The sequence below is a fragment of the Streptomyces sp. NPDC053426 genome (assembly GCF_055585405.1).
On record NZ_JBVJKE010000009.1, the window covers coordinates 98,474 to 116,032 of the forward strand.

General features: G+C 71.7%; 19 protein-coding genes and 1 pseudogene. 7 read left to right on the forward strand and 13 right to left on the reverse strand.

The annotated features are described in order from the left end of the window. A pseudogene (locus ACZ62B_RS19695) lies at positions 1–585 on the reverse strand (D-alanyl-D-alanine carboxypeptidase); the annotation flags it as partial. A gap of 238 nt (positions 586–823) precedes the next feature. On the opposite strand from ACZ62B_RS19695, the gene ACZ62B_RS19700 reads away from it, so the two are divergent. The 3 genes from ACZ62B_RS19700 to ACZ62B_RS19710 all read left to right on the forward strand — a co-directional run bounded on the left by ACZ62B_RS19700 (position 824) and on the right by ACZ62B_RS19710 (position 3,173). Beyond that, a complete protein-coding gene (locus ACZ62B_RS19700) occupies positions 824–1,579 on the forward strand; it encodes a GOLPH3/VPS74 family protein (RefSeq protein WP_073934505.1) in 756 nt (251 codons plus the stop codon). Positions 1,580–1,897: 318 nt separating this feature from the next. After that, the gene (locus ACZ62B_RS19705; RefSeq protein WP_073934506.1) at positions 1,898–2,755 is read left to right on the forward strand and encodes a helix-turn-helix domain-containing protein; all 858 of its coding nucleotides are present in this window, start codon (positions 1,898–1,900) and stop codon (positions 2,753–2,755) included. A 226-nt stretch (positions 2,756–2,981) separates the two neighbouring features. Further along, positions 2,982–3,173, forward strand: a complete 192-nt coding sequence (locus ACZ62B_RS19710; protein ID WP_073934507.1) for a DUF397 domain-containing protein — start codon at positions 2,982–2,984, stop codon at positions 3,171–3,173. A 117-nt stretch (positions 3,174–3,290) separates the two neighbouring features. Here the strand turns inward: ACZ62B_RS19710 and ACZ62B_RS19715 are convergent, their stop codons facing one another. The 5 genes from ACZ62B_RS19715 to ACZ62B_RS19735 form a co-directional block, all read right to left on the reverse strand. Then, positions 3,291–4,154 (reverse strand): MerR family transcriptional regulator, encoded by an 864-nt coding sequence (locus ACZ62B_RS19715; protein WP_469691387.1) that lies wholly within the window; start codon positions 4,152–4,154, stop codon positions 3,291–3,293. Between the two features lie 80 nt (positions 4,155–4,234). Next, a complete protein-coding gene (locus ACZ62B_RS19720) occupies positions 4,235–4,744 on the reverse strand; it encodes a glutathione peroxidase (RefSeq protein WP_344555198.1) in 510 nt (169 codons plus the stop codon). Positions 4,745–4,845: 101 nt separating this feature from the next. After that, the gene (locus ACZ62B_RS19725; protein WP_468719216.1) at positions 4,846–5,676 is read right to left on the reverse strand and encodes an SAM-dependent methyltransferase; all 831 of its coding nucleotides are present in this window, start codon (positions 5,674–5,676) and stop codon (positions 4,846–4,848) included. A 197-nt stretch (positions 5,677–5,873) separates the two neighbouring features. Continuing rightward, positions 5,874–6,161: a DUF4190 domain-containing protein gene (locus ACZ62B_RS19730; protein ID WP_344555194.1), complete on the reverse strand. Its 288-nt coding sequence runs from the start codon at positions 6,159–6,161 to the stop codon at positions 5,874–5,876. A gap of 156 nt (positions 6,162–6,317) precedes the next feature. Further along, positions 6,318–7,229 (reverse strand): LysR family transcriptional regulator, encoded by a 912-nt coding sequence (locus ACZ62B_RS19735; RefSeq protein ID WP_344555347.1) that lies wholly within the window; start codon positions 7,227–7,229, stop codon positions 6,318–6,320. An 80-nt stretch (positions 7,230–7,309) separates the two neighbouring features. On the opposite strand from ACZ62B_RS19735, the gene ACZ62B_RS19740 reads away from it, so the two are divergent. Both ACZ62B_RS19740 and ACZ62B_RS19745 read left to right on the forward strand, forming a co-directional pair. Beyond that, a complete protein-coding gene (locus tag ACZ62B_RS19740; protein ID WP_468719215.1) occupies positions 7,310–8,281 on the forward strand; it encodes an EamA family transporter in 972 nt (323 codons plus the stop codon). Then, positions 8,278–8,964 (forward strand): NAD(P)-dependent oxidoreductase, encoded by a 687-nt coding sequence (locus ACZ62B_RS19745; RefSeq protein ID WP_468719214.1) that lies wholly within the window; start codon positions 8,278–8,280, stop codon positions 8,962–8,964. Before ACZ62B_RS19740 ends, ACZ62B_RS19745 begins: the two co-directional genes overlap by 4 nt. Before the next feature lie 60 nt (positions 8,965–9,024). Here ACZ62B_RS19745 and ACZ62B_RS19750 read toward each other — a convergent pair whose 3' ends face one another. The 5 genes from ACZ62B_RS19750 to ACZ62B_RS19770 all read right to left on the reverse strand — a co-directional run bounded on the left by ACZ62B_RS19750 (position 9,025) and on the right by ACZ62B_RS19770 (position 14,924). Then, positions 9,025–10,464 (reverse strand): hydrolase, encoded by a 1,440-nt coding sequence (locus ACZ62B_RS19750; RefSeq protein WP_469691392.1) that lies wholly within the window; start codon positions 10,462–10,464, stop codon positions 9,025–9,027. Between the two features lie 294 nt (positions 10,465–10,758). Further along, positions 10,759–11,106 carry a DUF389 domain-containing protein gene (locus tag ACZ62B_RS19755; protein ID WP_469691395.1) on the reverse strand — a complete coding sequence of 116 codons (348 nt, stop codon included), beginning with the start codon at positions 11,104–11,106 and terminating at the stop codon, positions 10,759–10,761. A gap of 130 nt (positions 11,107–11,236) precedes the next feature. Continuing rightward, positions 11,237–12,502: a DUF2254 family protein gene (locus tag ACZ62B_RS19760; RefSeq protein WP_344555184.1), complete on the reverse strand. Its 1,266-nt coding sequence runs from the start codon at positions 12,500–12,502 to the stop codon at positions 11,237–11,239. Positions 12,503–12,590: 88 nt separating this feature from the next. Further along, on the reverse strand, positions 12,591–12,992 hold the full coding sequence (locus ACZ62B_RS19765; RefSeq protein WP_469691398.1) for a DUF202 domain-containing protein: 402 nt from the start codon (positions 12,990–12,992) through the stop codon (positions 12,591–12,593). Between the two features lie 30 nt (positions 12,993–13,022). Continuing rightward, complete coding sequence (locus ACZ62B_RS19770; RefSeq protein WP_469691400.1) at positions 13,023–14,924, reverse strand: alkyl/aryl-sulfatase; 1,902 nt, start codon at positions 14,922–14,924, stop codon at positions 13,023–13,025. A gap of 229 nt (positions 14,925–15,153) precedes the next feature. Here ACZ62B_RS19770 and ACZ62B_RS19775 point away from each other — a divergent pair, with 229 nt between their 5' ends. After that, the gene (locus ACZ62B_RS19775) at positions 15,154–15,576 is read left to right on the forward strand and encodes an STAS domain-containing protein (protein ID WP_468887534.1); all 423 of its coding nucleotides are present in this window, start codon (positions 15,154–15,156) and stop codon (positions 15,574–15,576) included. Between the two features lie 181 nt (positions 15,577–15,757). Here ACZ62B_RS19775 and ACZ62B_RS19780 read toward each other — a convergent pair whose 3' ends face one another. Then, positions 15,758–16,105: a VOC family protein gene (locus ACZ62B_RS19780; protein WP_344555178.1), complete on the reverse strand. Its 348-nt coding sequence runs from the start codon at positions 16,103–16,105 to the stop codon at positions 15,758–15,760. A gap of 641 nt (positions 16,106–16,746) precedes the next feature. On the opposite strand from ACZ62B_RS19780, the gene ACZ62B_RS19785 reads away from it, so the two are divergent. Then, positions 16,747–17,091: a hypothetical protein gene (locus ACZ62B_RS19785; RefSeq protein ID WP_469691404.1), complete on the forward strand. Its 345-nt coding sequence runs from the start codon at positions 16,747–16,749 to the stop codon at positions 17,089–17,091. Positions 17,092–17,325: 234 nt separating this feature from the next. Here ACZ62B_RS19785 and ACZ62B_RS19790 read toward each other — a convergent pair whose 3' ends face one another. Next, complete coding sequence (locus ACZ62B_RS19790; RefSeq protein WP_468719210.1) at positions 17,326–17,541, reverse strand: transposase; 216 nt, start codon at positions 17,539–17,541, stop codon at positions 17,326–17,328. Positions 17,542–17,559: the final 18 nt, after the last annotated feature.

Below are 17,559 nucleotides of genomic sequence, written 5' to 3' on the forward strand. Positions count from 1 at the left end.
GGCGTCAGCCGTCCGTTCGGGGGTGTCCTCGGTCTTGCCGTCGGCGTCGTCCGTGCGGCCGGGCTCCGGTTCCGTCTCGCGCTCGTCCTGGCCGCCGGTGGCGCTCGCGGCCGTACCGGCCTCGGGGGTGTCCTTCCGGTCCCCGGCGTCAGCCGTCCGTTCGGGGGTGTCCTCGGTCTTGCCGTCGGCGTCGTCCGTGCGGCCGGGCTCCGGTTCCGTCTCGCGCTCGTCCTGGCCGCCGACGGTGCTCGCGGCCGTACCGGCCTCGGAGGTGTCCTTCCGGTCCCCGGCGTCAGCCGTCCGGTCCGGGGTGTCGGTGGTGGCGTCCTCGGATTCGTCCGGGTCCGCCGAGCGGACCCACGCGGCCACCGCCTCGCGCAGGCGGCCGGACTCCTCGCCCGCGCCGGAGGACGTCGACAGCACGCGGGTGGCCGTGTCGACGCTCCCGCGGCTCTCCGAGGGCTCGGCCTCGCGGCTCACCGCCAGCCGGGGATCCCGCTTCCCGGGAACCGGATCCGCGCTCCCCGACGTCGGTTCTTCCGACGACTCGCGCTGCTTCGACCTGTCGGGGGACTCGCCCGCCACCGATGCCTCCTCCATGTGCCGCACGCCCCGCGTGCGCCAACCGAACCGTGAACCGCCCGCCCGCGACAGCACTCCGCAGCGCTGTCCGAACCATGTACCAGTGTCCTGTGTGCGGACTTCCCCCACGTGGTAGACGAGAACGACATACCTACTGGTTCCACTACGAAGTGGTCACGCACCCTCGACAGACCAATGTGAGAGGGGTCACCCTGTCAGACATCCACGCGGGGAGGCATGGATGGGCAGGAGCCGCAGAACACTTCCGGAGGAGCTTCTGCTGCTGGCATTGGACCCGACCACGGGTACCACTGCGCAGCCGCAGTCGCTCGACCTCGGTCTGGCCGGAGCGCAGCTAGTGGAGCTGGCGCTGGCCGGACGGATAGCCCCAGACGGGGATCGTATCGCCGTGGTGGTGCCACGGCCGACTGGAGACCCAACACTGGACTGCGCGTTGGAGTTGCTGCGAAGGCGCGGCGCTCCGGTACGGGCGGTCCACTGGATCGGCGGGCCGCGTCTCGGGCTGCGCCAGACCTATCTCTCGCATCTGGAGCGGTGCGGCATGGTGCACGCCGTGGCCGGACAGATGTGCGGGGTGCTGCCGACGACTCGCTACCAGGCGACGGACACCGAGATCAGCCGGGAGATCAGAACCCGGCTGGACTCCGCGATCCGCACCGGCGTCCCGCCGGACCCGCGGACCGCGGCGCTCGCCGCACTGGCGCACGCGGTCGGCCTCGGCAAGCACCTGTACCCGGGGAACGAGGGACGCTCCTCGCGTTCCCGGTTGCGGGATCTGATCCGGCACGACCCGATGGGCGGGCTCGTCGCGCACGCCGTGATGGACGTCCAGAACGGCGTGGCGGCCCAGCCGCGCCGCAACTCCGCCCCGGCGGGCCGGCAGGCCCCCGCCGGCGGCCGGGGCGCACCGGAACCCGCCCGAGGCGTTCCGGCGCAACCGCACCACGGATCCATGGCACGCGCCGCGGCCCACTGAGCCCGTACGTCCCCAGGGCCCAACGGCAAAGGCGCGGGCGCAGGCACAGAGAACGGCACGGCACGGCCGACAGACCCGGTCACGGGAGCCGCGGTCCGAGCGGGGCGAAGGAGAGCGCACGGGTTCTCCCTCGCCCCGCTCGGCGCACCCGCGACGGGCTTCGGCACGCGCCAACACCCGCCACCACACGGTGAAGTGGCGTGTACCCGTCGTATATCCGCCGTTTCCCAGCGGCAGGAAGCACCTTGGTGGCAGTCTGCTCATCAGCAGACACGCAAAGTGGCAAGTACGAGGCACGCAGCCGGAGGTGCACGTCCCGTGGCGTCCAATGTCAATCCCACCGTCAGGCGGCGCCGGCTGGGCCAGGAGCTGCGCCGGCTCCGCGAGGTCAAGGGCATGACCGCCGAGGAGGTGGCGGAGCGGCTGCTGGTGTCGCAGTCGAAGATCAGCCGTCTGGAGAACGGCAGGCGCAGCATCAGCCAGCGTGACGTCCGCGATCTGTGCGGGGTCTACGAGGTGGAGGACCAGCGGATCGTCGAGTCGCTGATGCAGATGGCCAAGGACTCGCGCCAGCAGGGCTGGTGGCACGCCTTCGGCGACATCCCGTACAGCGTCTACATCGGCCTGGAGACGGACGCGGAGTCGCTCCGGGTCTACGAACCGCAGATCATCACCGGGCTGTTGCAGACCCGCGCGTACGCCGAGGCGATCGTGCAGGGCGGTTCGCCGGAGTCGTCCGAGCAGGACAACGACAAGCGGGTCGAGGTGCGGCTGCGCCGGCAGAGCCGGATCACCGCCGAGAAGGACCCGCTGCGGCTGTGGGTGGTGCTGGACGAGGCGTCGCTGCACCGGGTCGTCGGGAGCCGGCAGGTGATGCGGGAACAGCTGGAGCACGTCATGGAGTTGTCCCAGCAGCCGCACATCACCGTGCAGGTGCTGCCGTTCGAGGTCGGCGCGCACGCCGGTATCAACGGGCAGTACTCGATCCTGGAGTTCGCCGACGCGGCCGACTCCAGCGTCGTCTACATCGAGGGCGTCACCAGCGACCTGTACCTGGAGAAGCCGCACGACGTGCAGAAGTACACGGTGATGTACGAGCACCTGCGGGCCCAGTCGTTGAACGTGGAGGCGTCCCGGCAGCGCGTCGAGCGCCTCGCGAAGGAGTACGCGCGCTGAGCGTCGGCCGGGAGGCGGCGGGATGATACACCGCTGACATGTCAGGTTGGAAGTATCACCTGGTATATGCCACCCGGTCGAGTGAACGACTGCTCCGGAAGAAGATGTTGGCGAGTAGCGTCGATCACGCCAACCACCAGCGAGGGTTGGCGAGATCCGTTCTGTGGGTTCACGTCGGAACACACAGGCGGGTGACAGCGACTCAGCATCTGGCTACGGAGCGAACATGTCAATTCGTCTGGGCGCCACGGAAACGTGGACGACGTCCTCCTACACCAACAACAACGGCGCGTGCGTGATGGTCAGGTCGACCACCGAGGCGGCGCTGGAACTCGGGGACACCAAGGTCCCCGAGGGTCCGAAGCTGGCCTTCCCCGCGGACGCGTGGAGCGCCTTCGTGGCCTCGGTCAAGAGCTGACCGGTCCGGCGACGACCGGCCACCGGGCGACACCGGACCGGCACGAGCACCACCGACAGGGCCCTCTCGACCAGTTCGCCGTCCTAGCCGAGAGGGCTCGGCCCGTGCCCTCTCGGCTCAGCCCGTCGTACGGGCCACCGGGAAGGCCACGTCGCACACCGGGTCCTCCGGGCCCGCGGCGTCCCAGTCGGCGAAGTACACCTCCCGGCAGGGGCCCGTCGGCGTCACCCCCTCCGCCCTCATCCACTCCTCGACCGCCTCGAAGGCGGCCAGGATCTGCGGATGCGCCACCTGCGCCTTGGTGATCCGGGTGCGGGCCAGCCGCAGCGCCGGCTCCACCCGCACCGCCGTCCCCCGGACCCGGCCGCTTTGCCCCGCCCAGGCCCGCGCCGCCGCCTCGTCGGCGACCGGCACGCACGCCTCCGCGGGGCCGTCGCTCTCCATGGACACCTCGGAGTGGTACGCCACGAACGGCACCCCGGCAGCGCCCCCGCACTCCCGGGCCGCCTCCTCCAGCCGGCCCAGCGAGGCCCCGATCCACGCCGGCAACTCGCCCGCCAGCACGTGCCGCACCTCGGTGATCAGCACCTGCGCCGGCACGTCCACCGTCTCGACCACGAACTTCCCGTACATCTCGGAGCTCCTCCCCGACAACCGTCCACGGAGGTACGCCGCGAGCGTCCGCTGCCCGGCGTGCCGCGCCTCGACGTCCACCCAGTAGGCGGTGAGCCGTTCGGCGGCCGTCGCGCCGTCGTCCGCGTCGACGACCTCGGCGATCCGGGCGAGCGGCATGTCGAGCTGCCGCAACAGCGCCACAAGCCGGGCGCGTTCCACCTGGCCGGGCCGGTAGAACCGGTAGCCGGTGGCCGCGTCGACCCGCGCCGGGGCCAGCAGCCCCAGCCGGTCGTACAGCCGCAGCGCCTTCGCCGACAGCCGCGCCCGCGCCGCGAACGCCCCGATGCCGATCAGTTCCTCGTCCACGCCGACATCCTCCGTCGCCGGACGGCCTCTCCGCCCGGCGACGGACACGCTCGTCCCTGCCCCAGGGGCAAGGTCAACGGTCAGCCGATCGCCTTCTCCACCGCCGCCACGACCTGAGCCGACTCCGGCTCGGTCTGCGGCGAGAACCGGGCGACGACCTCGCCGTCCCGCCCGATCAGGAACTTCTCGAAGTTCCAGCGGATGTCCCCGCTGTGCCCCTCGGCGTCGGCGAACCCGGTCAGCCGCTCGTACAGGGCGTGCCGCCCGTCCCCGTTGACCTCGACCTTCTCGGTCATCGGGAAGGTCACGCCGTACGTCGCCGAACAGAACTCGGCGATCTCCTCCGCGCTGCCCGGCTCCTGTCCGAGGAACTGGTTGCAGGGCACGCCGAGCACGGTGAAGCCCTGCTCCGCGTACCGCTCGTGCAGCCGCTCCAGACCGGCGTACTGCGGGGTCAGCCCGCACTTGGAGGCCACGTTCACGACGAGCACGGCCCGCCCCGCGTACTGGGCGAGGGAGGCGGAGCCGCCGTTCAGCGCGCCGATCTCGACGTCGAGGGGAGAGGCGCCGTTGTTCTTCGCAGTCGTCATGAGCGCGAGCCTAATCCCATGGCGTGGGGCCGGACGGGCGGGGCGGATCCGGGACCGGCCTCCGAGGAGGACCGGCCCCGCGGATTCACCCCGCCGGGTGTTCAGGGCTTGCGGCCCACACCGCAGTAGGCGTCCACGGCCGCCGCGCCGTCCCCGCTCCCGTCCTCGTCCCCGTCCGGCCGCCACTCCGGCACCCGTACGACGCCCGGCTTCGCCAGCTCCAGCCCGTCGAAGAACCCGGCGATCTCCTCGACGCCGCGCACGTGGTACGGCACGGCGCCGCTGGAGTTGTACGCCTCGGACGCGGCGATCATGCCCTCGCTGGTGGCCGTACTGTCGCTGATCACCAGATGGCTGCCCGGGGGGAGCCCCGCCATGAGCCGGCGCACCAGGTCACGGGCCTGTTCGTAGTCGGAGACATGACCGAGCGTGTTGAGGATCATCAGGGCGACCGGCCGGGACAGGTCGAGCGTCCCGGCGGCGGCCCGCAGCACGGCCTCCGGGTCGTACAGGTCGGCGTCGAGGTACGCCGTCCTTCCCTCGGGCGTGCTGGTGAGCAGGGCGTTCGCGTGGGTGAGGACGATCGGGTCGTTGTCGACGTACACGATCCGGGAGTCCGGGGCGACGCGCTGGGCCACCTCGTGCGTGTTGTCGGCGGTCGGCAGCCCCGTGCCGACGTCCAGGAACTGCCGTATGCCCTGCTCACCGGCGAGGTACCGGACGGCCCGCCCCAGGAACCGCCGGCTGGTGTGCGCCACGTCGACCAGCCCGGGGAAGATCCCCTTGATCTGGTCGCCTATCTCCCGGTCGACCTCGTAGTGGTCCTTCCCGCCGACGAAGTAGTTCCAGAACCGCGCCGAGTGCGGCTTGGTCGTGTCGATCCGGGCACGTATCGCGAAACCGGAACTGTCCTGGGTGGTGTCCTCGGACACGGGCGAGCCTCCTGGGGTGGGCGGTGACAGGCTCCCCTCAACCTATGCGAACCGGCCTTGGCGCACCGGGAGTTGACGGAAGCGGGGGCGCCGCGCCGCCGCGGCCCGGTCTCGGCTCGCCGCTCGCCGCACGGCTGGGCGCGCCGGTGCGGGCCGGCTCGCTCCGGAACCGGCCCGCCCGACCCGCGACGGGGCCACTAGCCGCCCACGTACCAGCCGAATCCGCCGTTGCCGGCGGCGAAGGCCAGCAGTGCCAGCCACAGGACGATGTCGACGACACCGAGGACGATGCCGGCCTTCGCCATCCCGGCACCGTTCCTGACGGCTGCCTGACGGCGGGCGACGGCACCGAAGACGATGGCCAAGGGGCCGAGGACGATGTTCAGGACGAACAGTCCGACGATGCCGCAGCACAGGCTCGCCACCGCCAGGCCATTGGTGCGCGAGCCGGAGGACGCGGCAGATGAGCTGCCGTAACTCGTCATTGGATACTCCCGGTTGTCGGTTGCACGGACCGAACGGGCCGCTGTTTCCTCACACTTGACTTGCTCGTTCCGAATGCCCCTTCCGGGCGCTCCCATGCCGGCGGCCCCGTCGCCGGGCCGGCCCGGCGACGGGGCCGCCGAGGGCACGGAGCGGCGTCACGTGTGCCGCGTCCGTTCCGGCGAGGGCGGGCCGACCCCGAGGAGGCCGAGCATCGCCCGGGTGGCCGGGCTCGGGTTGAAGCGGTTCCACACCAGGTACTCGACGCGACGCGGCCCGTCGACCACCGGGACCAGCGCCAGTCCGGGGACGTCGGCGGCCCGCGGCCGGATGAACGCCGACGGCAGCAGCGCGATGCCGAGCCCGCGCCCGATCAGCCGGGTGATCAGCTCCACGACACCGGCTTCGTACGCGACCCGGCGGACCAGACCCGCGGCGGCGAACGCCTGATCGGACTGGGCCCGCGCGGGCGTCCCGCTCACGAAGTCCACGAACGTCTCCTCGGCGATCTCCCGCAGCGTGACCCGGGGAACGCCCGCCAGCCGGTGCCCGGCCGGCACCACCAGCACATGCTCGTCATGAGCGAGAACGACACACTCCACACCGGAAGGCCGTTCGCTCTCCGGCATCCCGAGGAAGGCGATGTCCAGGTCGCCGTCCCGGACCGCCGCCGCCAGTTCGTCGCTGCGTCCGGAACGGAAGGCGACCTGGACGTCCGGGTGCCGGACGCGGTACCGCTGCAGCAGCTCCGGTACGTCCACGGCGGCCGTCGTCACGATCACGCCGACGGCGAGCCGGCCGCGCACCAGGCCGGTCGCGGCGGCGGCGTCGGCGGCGGCGCGGTCGGCGGCGGCCAGGCACTCGCGTGCGCCGGCGACGAACGCCACTCCCGCAGGGGTCAGTTCGACGCGACGGCTGGACCGGGCGAACAGCTTGACCCCGAGCTCCCGTTCCAGGCCGGCGATCCGGTGACTGAGCGACGACTGCACCACGAAGCAACGCTCGGCGGCACGGGTGAAGTTACGGGTTTCGGCCACGGCGACGACGTAGCGCATCTGCTGGAGATCCACGCCGTCATCGTTCTGGTTCATGGCTGTGATGACAAGCATGTGTTGGACTCATGACGGGGCTCGTTCCGAGACTTCGTCCCATGCACACCTCGACCGGGCGGGCACCGGACCCGCCACGCATCCCGCACGGGAGGCGGGCGGCCACCGTCGCACTGACCGCCCTCGCCCCCGCGTCCTGGGGCACCACGTACGTCGTCACCACGGAACTGCTCCCGCCCGGGCATCCGCTGTTCGCCGGGATGCTGCGCGCCCTGCCCGGCGGGCTGCTCGCGCTGGCGGTCACCCGCGTGCTCCCGCGCGGGGACTGGTGGTGGAAGGCCACCGTCCTCGGCGCGCTCAACATCGGTGCCCTGTACCCCCTCTTGTTCGTGGCGGCCGAGCGACTCCCCGGCGGTGTCGCCGCCACCCTCGGTGCCACCCAGCCGCTGCTGGTCGCCGGGCTGGCCGTCGCGCTGCTCCACGACCGGCCGACGGCCTGGCGGTTGACCTGGGGCGTGCTCGGCGCGGTCGGCGTCGGACTCGTCGTACTGGGGCCGCAGGCCCGGCTGGACGCCGTCGGGGTCGCCGCGGGCCTCGGCGGTACGGCCGCCATGGCCGCCGGAATCGTCCTCACCAAGCGGTGGGGCCTTCCCGCGGGTGTCGGTCCACTGACCCTGACCGGCTGGCAGCTGACGGCGGGCGGCCTGCTCCTGCTCCCGCTCACCCTCGTGATCGAGGGGGCGCCGCCGCACATCGACGCCTCAGCCGCCGCCGGATACCTGTGGCTCGGCGGCGTGGGCGGACTGATCGCGTCCACGCTGTGGTTCCGCGGGATCGGAAAGCTGCCGGTCGGAGCGTCCGCACCGCTGGTCCTGCTGTCCCCGCTGGTCGCGACCGTCATCGGCGTCGCGCTGGGCGAGGCGTGGAGCCCGCCGCAGACCTGCGGCTTCGCCCTGGCTCTCGCCGCGCTGCTCGCGGCGCAGCTCGATCCGGCACGCGGCGGACCGGCGGAGGCCCGGACCCGAGAAGACCGGACGCACGACGACCGCATACGAGAAGGACGGACCCGATGAGGACAGGCATGACGATCGCCGTACTGGGCGCCACCGGGACGGTCGGCCGCCGGGTGGTCGACGAGGCGAGCGCACGCGGACACCGGGTGCTCGCCCTCTCCCGGAAACCCGGGAGTGAGGACCCGGGGAACCCGAAGAGCCCGAACGTGACACCGATCGCGGTCGACGCGAACGACCCACACACCCTGCGCGAGACGCTCACGGGCGGCGCCGCGGACGCCGTCGTACTGACCGTGCGGACCATGCCGGTCGACGAGGAGTTCCTGGTCGGCACCACCCGTACGGTGCTGGACATCGCCGCACGGCTCGGGATCCGCGTCCTCGTGGTCGGCGGCGCCGGCGCGTTGCGCAGCCCCGGTGACCGCGATCTGCCGGTCGCCGACAACCCGGCGTACGTGCCCGCCGAGTTCAAGGCCGTCGCCGCCGCCGGAATCGCCCAGCTGCGGACCTGCCGGTCCCACGCCGACGCCGATTACGTCTACCTGAGCCCGCCGGCCCTGCTCGAGCCCGGCGAACGGACCGGCCGCTACCGGCGCGGCACCGACACCTTGCTCGTCGACGCCGACGGCCGGTCCCGGATCAGCGCCGAGGACCTGGCCGTCGCCGTGGTCGACGAACTCGAGACCCCCGGCCCCGACCACCACATCACGGTCGCCCACCACGGCGGACACCCGTCGGCGTGAGCCGGCCGACGGGCGGGCCGCCGATCGCGCCGGGCGGTCAGCGGACCCGTACGGCCCGGCTCACACCGTGAGACTGAACGCTTCGATCCACGAGTCGTTGTCGTAGGCGCCGGCGTAGGTGAGGTCGAGCGCGTCCCCGGGCTTGTCGCACAGCAGGCCGAGCCAGGCGTCGCCGTGGACGTAGGTGGAGTGGCAGACGTTGCCGTTGCCACCGTCGACGTTGATGCCGAACCCCAGCATCTTCGGGGCGTCCTCCTCGGTACTGCCGACGTAGTTGTCGATGCCGTCGGCGACACTGCTCCACGCCTCGGGGTAGTGCCCCGTGTCATCGGCCGACCCGGGGTTGGGGACGAAGGCGTTGCCGGCCGTGCCCTTGGTTCCGGACACGGCGATGTTGACGGCCGTGAGCGGCGTCCCCGAGCCCGCCGTGCCCGTTGTCTCGCCGTCGCACACGGGGTCGGTCCAGCCCTGGCCCGCCACGTAGGCCCGGTAGCAGATGTGCCGTCCGCCCGGATCCTCCGCGGCCAGTCGCCGGACGGCGGTCGCCGCGGTCCTCTCCGGCGCCTCGGCCTCCTTCTCCTCGGAACCGCCACCCCCCGCTCCGGCCCCGTCCCCGGCGCCGCCGGGCTGCTGTGTCCCGGCCGCGGCCGGGGGCGCCGTGGCACCGGCGGACGGGGCCTTCGGCGCGTCGAGGGACGGTGAGGGAGCGGGCGGCAGCGTGCTGACACCGGCCTCCTGGACCCTTTCGGTGGCGGCGCTGCGGACCTGGGGCTGGTAGGCGATCCACAGCATCACGAACGCGACCGCCAGCGCCAGCGAGACACTGAGGAAGGCCGCCAGCCAGCGCGGCAGGAAACCCCGCTGCACGTACGTGCCCTCCACGTCCAGCGGCGCCACCCCCGACCGCTGCACCGCCAGGGTGTAGGGCCGGCTCTCCGCCGACCCGAACCAGATGATCTGCCGCGGCTTCAGCGTCGTCTTCACGAACGCCGCACGGCCCGGCTCGATCTGCACATTGCTCGGATGGATGTCGTACGACAACTGGTCACCGTTGTCGCTGCCGCTCACCGACGCCGTCAGCTTCGTATTGCCCAGGTTGTCCACGGCCAGTCTCGGACGGCCGCGGAGACGGCCCTTCACCGTCGCAGGCACCAACTCCGCCCGCACCTCCGTGAACGGGGTGACGGTGATGTTCCCCTCCGGAACCGTCGTCGCCTCCGGATGCTCCGTCGGCGTGATCCGCACCGCGTAGGGATTCGGCCCCGCCGTCGCGTCCGGCGTACGCGGCGGAGCGAACGTCAGCTCCACCGTCCCCGTCGTCCCCGGATACAACCGCAGCGCCTGCGGCTCCACGACGGCCCAGGGTGCGAGAGGACCCACCACCTCGAAGCGGTACTCGTCCACCACGTCACCGGTGTTGCGCAGCCGCAGCCGCACGGTCGTACTACCGCCCGGGTCCACGGTCGCGGAGGCGGGCTCGAGGGATGTCCAGAGGCTCACTCCCGGACGTTAAACGCGGCGATGGCGCCAAGTCAGGAACCCACGGGGCACGATGAGTGCCCGAAGAGGCGGAACCGACTGCCCGCCCTCCCGGAACGCGAGCCGTTCTCCGACGGCCGGAGCGAGGCGTGGGTATCTCGTCAGACCTCCTCGACCCGCACGGCGTGGCCCGCGAGGAACGGTCCGGACGAGGAGTCCGAGGCCGGACAGGAGCCCTCCCCGAGGGAGAGACCCCAGGTCGGAGCGGTAACGCCGTTCATGCCACGGATGGCCGGGGAAACACGCTCCGCGGTTCTATGGGGCTGCGCACGTTGATGTACGGGGGCCGGGCTGTGCGTCGACGCTGGTGACCATCGCGCCGGGGCTTCGCGTGAGCCACCGCGCACGGAGGGGCCAGGTGTTGAGCAGGACGGTGACGACCGTGCCGGCGCCCAGAGGGAGCAGGACGGCCATGCCGGCGAAGCCCGTGGCCAGGGCGGAGACCAGGTCCAGCGGTTCCGGGGAGGCCCGGCGCCGTACGGCACCGAGGGCGATGCCCATGATGGGGGTGGAGAGCGGGGCGACGATCATCGCGCCGATGACGGTGGCGGTGGAGTCCGTCGGGATGCCGCCCTCCGCGATCACGGCGGACGGCGTGAGCATGGTCCAGAAGGCCGACTGCTTCGACCGGCTGTCTCCCGACGAGAGGCCGAGGTCCTGCCGGAGGTCGTCCAGAGAACGGCGTTGACGGTCCGGCCGGTTCCGTCCGGGTCGGCTGCTGGGTGCCCGCAGGTCAGGCCGGGCCGCCCAGCCCCTGGGGGTCCGCGATCGTGGCGGTGCCGGTCAGGGACGGAGCGGGCAGTGCGCGGGCCATGTGGTCGAGGACGGCGTGGAACGGGGCCAGAGTGGTCGCGCGGTGCGGGGGCAGGGCGGGGGCCAGGGCGGCGAGGAGAGCGCGCAGGCGGCGGTGGACCTGGAGCGAGTCCGCGCCGTAGAGGACGATCTCGGCGAGGGCGAGGTCGAGCAGGGCGGTCCAGTCGGGGCGGGGCACGGTGAGGCGGGCGTTGTCACCCGGGTCCCGGAAGACGGTGGTGCCGAGGGTACGGGGGGCGAGGCGCAGCAGGGCGGATTCGATCTGGTCGAGTGCCTGGACGGCGGTGGTGGGGTCGTTGACCGCGGGGGAGAGCGCTCTGACGGCGACGTCGACGAGGAGACGGAGGCCGTAGGCGGGGTCGTGGTCGATGCGGCGGGCCGGCCCGAGACGCACGGCACGGGTCAGAGAGCGCACGGTGGTGCCGGGGGTGGGCGCGGGGGAGACGCGGAGCAGTGGCGCGCCGGGTTCGACGAAGCTGCCGACGGCGACGAGGCAGGTCACGCGGAGGTCGAGGCGGGCGGCGACCGCCATGAGGGTGTGGGTGTCGATGTGCTGGACGATGCCGCCGTGCGGCGTGGGGATCTCGGCCGTGTCGGTGTGAGGGCCGGGCGTGGGACCGGTCGCGGAGGGCGGACGTCCCGGATCGTGCCACTCGTGGTCGAGCGCGGCGTGCAGGAGTTGGCCGACCGCCCGTACGAGGCCGCCGCCGGTGACCAGTTCGCGCAGTCCGGCGAGGCTGCGCAGGATCGCCCCGGTGGACAGGACGACGAAGACGATGGCCAGGGTGACGGACAGACGGGGCGCGTGGTCTTCGCGGACCTGGGCGAGGACGACCAGGGCGTAGACGGCTGTGCCGGTCAGCGCGCCGAAGAGCACCAGCGAGCGTTCGAAGTAGCCCAGGACCCCTGCCAGCCTGGGCGACATGCTCTGCACGGACTGGACGACGAGGGTGACGGCGGTGAGCACGAATCCGGTGAGGGTGATGACGCCGGCGGCGATGGCGCCGAGGGTGGCCTGGGCCGCGGCCGGGTCGTAGGACAGCCCTCCGAGGGAGCGGGAGCGCTCCGCGTGCGGCAGCCACCAGCCCAGCAGTGCGCCGCCACCGGCGAGTGCGACCGCCAGGCCGCGGTTGGGCCAGGTCGCTCCGGGGCGGCGATGGCGTGCCGTGGGCCGGGGGTGCGGCATGGGCGTGGTCACTCCTGTCGCGTCGGCGGGCCGGGGCGCACGGGCTGCCGCACATCACCCGCTGCTCGCCTCCTCGTCGGCCGGCCGTTCAGGGTGCCAGGGCCGTGACGGCGACGACGAAGCCGGCGAGGACCAGCAGCGCGAGGGTGAGGAGCGGGGCGCCCGGGCGCCGGCCCGGTGGTTCCGGTCCGCTGATGCGGCGCTGACGGGCGCGCCACTGCACGAAGCTGGCGATCACCATGGCCGTGGCCAGCGTGTTGAGGTAGACGCCCAGCGCCAGGCGCAGACCACGCGGGGTGAGGTCGGTGAGCTTGACGACGGCGAACGACGCGGCCAGCAGGGCCAGCGCGGTGCGCAGCCACGCCAGCAGGGTGCGTTCGTTGGCCAGGGTGGTCCGGTCGTCCGGTTCCCGCTGTCGTGAACCGCCGTCCGACGGTGTGCCGTTCCCGAGCGGTCCGTCCCGGGCCGGAGGTACGCCGTCCTGGGGCATCTGCGGCTCCCTCCTGTCGGGACGAGGGGGTCAGGGAGTGACGATGGCGAAGTCGGGATCGGGATCGGTGAGGTAGCCGAGGAGTTCGGCGAGGGCGCCGGGGTCGCCCGAGACCTCGGCGCGGCCCTGGCGGGCGAGGTCGGTGAGGTCGGCGCCGCCGAGGAGGAGGGCGCGCAGATCGGCTTCGGTCAGGGTGACGTCGACGTCGGGGTCGCGTCCGTCGGGTGCCGCTCCGGTGGAGTGGACCAGGACGCCGTTGCGCAGCCGCAGTGTGATGGGGGCGGCGTCGCGTACCCGGAAGCGGATCGAGAGGTCGGCGTGCCAGCTGCGGGGGCCGTCGACGCGGATGGCCAGGGAGTCGAAGAGCTGGCCGAGGGTCAGGGCGCGCAGGAAGTCCGGGGAGACGGAGACGGTCGGGGTGCCGACCGGGCCCTGGCGCAGTTCCAGGGCGCCGGTGAGGTAGAAGTTGCGCCAGGGGCCGTTCTCGCTGCCGTAGCCGAGCTGTTCGAGGGCGTCCGCCTGCAGGGTTCGTGCTTCGGTGTTGTCGGGGTCGGCGAACAGCACGTGGTTGACGACCTGGGCGACCCAGCGGAAGTCGCCGGCGGCGTAGGAGTCGCGGGCGCGGCGCAGGACGGCGTCGGCGCCGCCCATGAAGTCGACGTAGCGGGTGGCGGCTTCGACCGGAGGGTGCTCCCACAGGTGGGCCGGGTTGCCGTCGAACCAGCCCAGGTAGTGCTGGTAGACCGCCTTGGTGTTGTGGCTGACCGAGCCGTAGTAGCCGTGGGTGTGCCAGGCGCGTTCCAGGGCCGGCGGCATCTGGATGGTCTCGGCGATCTCCAGGGGGGTCAGGCCCTGGTTGAGCATGCGCAGGGTCTGGTCGTGCAGGTAGGCGTACAGGTCCCGCTGCTCGGACAGGAAGGCCAGGATGCGTTCGCGGCCCCAGGTCGGCCAGTGGTGGGAGGCGAAGGCCACCTCCACACGGTCGGCGAAGAGCTGGATGGCCTCGGTGAGGTAGTGGGCCCACACGTGCGGGTTGCGGACCTGGGCGCCGCGCAGGGTGAGCAGGTTGTGGAGGTTGTGGGTGGCGTTCTCGGCCATGCACAGCGCGGAGTGGTCGGGGAAGTGGATGTTCAGTTCGGCCGGGGCCTCGGTACCGGGGGTGAGGTGGAAGACCATGCGGATGCCGTCGACGGTCTCGCTCTGCCCGGTGCGGGTGACGTCCAGGGTGGGCGGGATCAGCCCGATGGAGCCGGTGGACGTGGTCTGCCCGAGCCCGGCACCGATCCGTCCGCGCTCGCCCGCGGGCAGGGCGGCCCCGTACATGTAGGCGGCGCGGCGGTTCATCGCCGTCCCGGCGTAGACGTTCTCGCTGACCGCGTGCTCCAGGAAGCCCTCCGGGGCGATGACCGGCACCCCGCCGTCGACGTCCTCCTGGCTCACCACGCCCTTGACGCCACCGAAGTGGTCGACGTGGCTGTGGGTGTACAGCACGCCGGTCACCGGCCGCTCCCCGCGGTGGCGCCGGTACAGCGCGAGGGCCGCCGCGGCCGTCTCCGCGCTGATGAGGGGGTCGATCACGAGGACGCCGCGATCGCCCTCGACGATCGTCATGTTCGACAGGTCGAAGCCCCGTACCTGGTAGATGCCCTCGACCACCTCGAACAGGCCGTGCAGGGCCACCAGGCGGCTCTGGCGCCACAGGCTGGCGTTGGCGGTGTCCGGGCAGTCCTGATCGAGGAAGTCGTACGCGTTCAGGTCCCACACGCTGCTGCCGTCACCGTCGCGCACCACGGTGTCCTCGACGGTGCCGACGAAGCCACGGCGCGCGTCCTCGAAGTCCTGGGTGTCGTCGAAGGAGTAGCGTTCACGGACCTCGGCGTTGCCCGCCGCGACGCTGCTCTCTGCGGCTTTGGGCCTGCTGATCTCGGCCATGGCGGGTCTTCCTCACGGTGACGGAGCGCGCTCGGGACTCGGCCCCTCCACGCTCCGCCAAGGCCGTGGCGGAAGCCACCGCACACCGCCATTCGGGGCACGCCGGGCAGGATCGGAAGCGGCTGCCGAAATCACCTGAGACAGATCCGCATCCGGGACATGACGACGGGGCCGTCGTGGAACGCGTGTCGAAGAGCCCGATGCCGTCAGGGTGGGAGGTGTGACGGCCGTGCGAACAGCCATTGTCCGCAGCGATCCCATCACTGTCAGTTATGAGGTGATGAACGGCTGGACCGTTCTTGAGGTCGACGGTGAAGTAGACGTATACACACACGCCGGGATGCGCGAGGCAGTCGACCGGCTGCTCGGCGAGGGACACCGCTGCTTCGTGCTGGATCTGTGTCCCGCGTCGTTCCTGGACTCGATGGGCTTGGGCGCCGTCGTGGCGATCACCAGACGCATCCGGGCACTGGCGGGTTCCCTGCGGATCGCCTGCCCCTCTCCCCAACTGCTCCGCCTCTTCGAGTGCGGCGGGTTGCGGGACGTCTACGAGTTCTACGACTCGCCGCAGGAGGCAGCCCGTCAGGCGCCGGCGTCCGACGGCTCCGACGGCTTGGCGGGCCGGCCCGGTACCCGACCGTCTTCGGCGTAGGAGCTCCTTCGACAAGAACGACTGCCGCGAGCGGCACGCGGTACGACAAGCCCGCGGCCCGCCACGAAGCGACCGTGCTGGTCGCGGCCATCGACGACCGGCTGTGACGAGTGGCTGTGACGACCGGCTGTGACGGGTAGCTGTGACGGCACCTTCCCAGGTCGTGACGTGAGGGACGGTGTCAGCGGTGGCCCAGCACGTTGACCACTCGGCCGCTGGGATCGCGGACGAAGAACCGCCGCACGCCCCACTCCTCGTCCTGCAAGGGGTGAACGATCTCCGCGCCGCTGCCCCGCATGACCGCATAGGCGGCGTCCACGTCGTCCACCTCGACGCTCATGTCAGGGGTGACCGGGGCGGTCTTGTCGCTGGTCATGACGCTGACTTGCGCCGCCGGAGCGGAGGGGGAGGCGAGCGTCGTGATCCAGCCGAGGTCCATGACCTCCTCGAAGCCCAACAGGCCATAGAACTCCCGGCTCTCCTGTACGGCCTCCGACCGGATGTTGGGCACGACACGACGAACGGCCATCGACGACTCCAAGCGAGAACGAACCTGACTCCGGGACTCTCCAGGAGTACTACGGCACGTCCGCCGCCGCACACATTTCCGCAACACGCCCCAGCGGGCGAGCCGTCGGCCACAAATCCCGGAGGGCACCTACGAGAGTTCGCAGGTGCCCTCCTTGGGTGCCCTCCTTCTGTCCCCCCGGCAGGATTCGAACCTGCGACACCCGCCTTTAGGAGTTCGATCCGGGCCCGCTCCGGCTGCGATCGTCGGCTGGTGCGGCAGCCGGACAGGGACGCCGGCGTACGTCCCCGTCCGGAGTCGTTGATGTCAGCCGTTGATGTCAGCGACCTTCTGATCCGTAGTTCTATGCGGATCAGCCGGGAGGTCGTATAGACCTCGATGGAAACCGAATAAGGCTTTGCCCGTTGCTGCATTTGACCGCTGAACGGCAACCGGGGTTCGTGTGATCGCCGAACTGCCGGACGAGGCAACCGCTCCGGCACGCGGGTGTACCAAGACACAGACGCACTGAGACCGTTTCATCTTGAACTCGCAGGTCGGACCGTTGGTGTGGGCGGGGATCGACGCGCTCGTGCCGGTTCGCGGGTTCTGGGGTGGTCCGCCGGAGGCGTCTCGTAGGTTCCGCAGTGGGAGGAAGGCGCATGGTGGACGTGCTGACGTGGACGATCGAGCAGCGGATGCGACTGACTGAGCATGCCGAGCTGCTGCGCAAAGAGCTGGCGGAGATTGACGCCGAGCTGGGCCGGCTGGAGGCTGCCGAGGTGGTGTTCGGTCAGTGGGCCGAGGCGACCGACGGGGGACGGCGGCCGTCGGGCATCGTGGATTCGGAGCGCGTCGCGGCTGGTCCGGGTGCGGGCGGGATGCGATTGGCACCGGGCCGGGAACTCACACCGGGCAAGGTCGAGCCGGTCCGCGGCCAGCTGCGCAAACTCGCCGACCGGGGCTGGCTGAAGCGGACCGGATCAGGGCGCTGCCTGCCGCGCTGACCGGCCGGTTCTCGCCGTAACGTGAGGGCCTTCGGCGGGAGTTGGTTCGCGTCTGAAGACTCACCGCCCCGCCGAGGGCACTCGCGATGCTGTCTACCAGGTTCGGCTCCCCGTGTCGAAGCGGACCATCGAACTCGTCGCCAGCCTGATACGCGGGCGGCGCAAGCAGCTCGGCACCCGCTGGCGCAAGGTCACCCCGGGGACCCAGGTGATCGTCGTGCTCGCCGCGCTCCGTCACGACCAGCGGCAACGCCGTCGCCGCCTCCACCGTGCGCCGCTGGGTCCTGGAAGTCCTCGGGCGGCTTGCCGGTCCGACAGGCCGAGCACGAACTGCAGCACGTACACGGTGGCCGGATGGGCGGGCGAGAGGCCCGGACGTCCATCCCGCGGATACCGGTCCGCGAAGTCCTCGTCACGCCAGAGCCCGTTCAGACGGCCTCTCACCCACATCGCCGCCGTGCCGCCCGG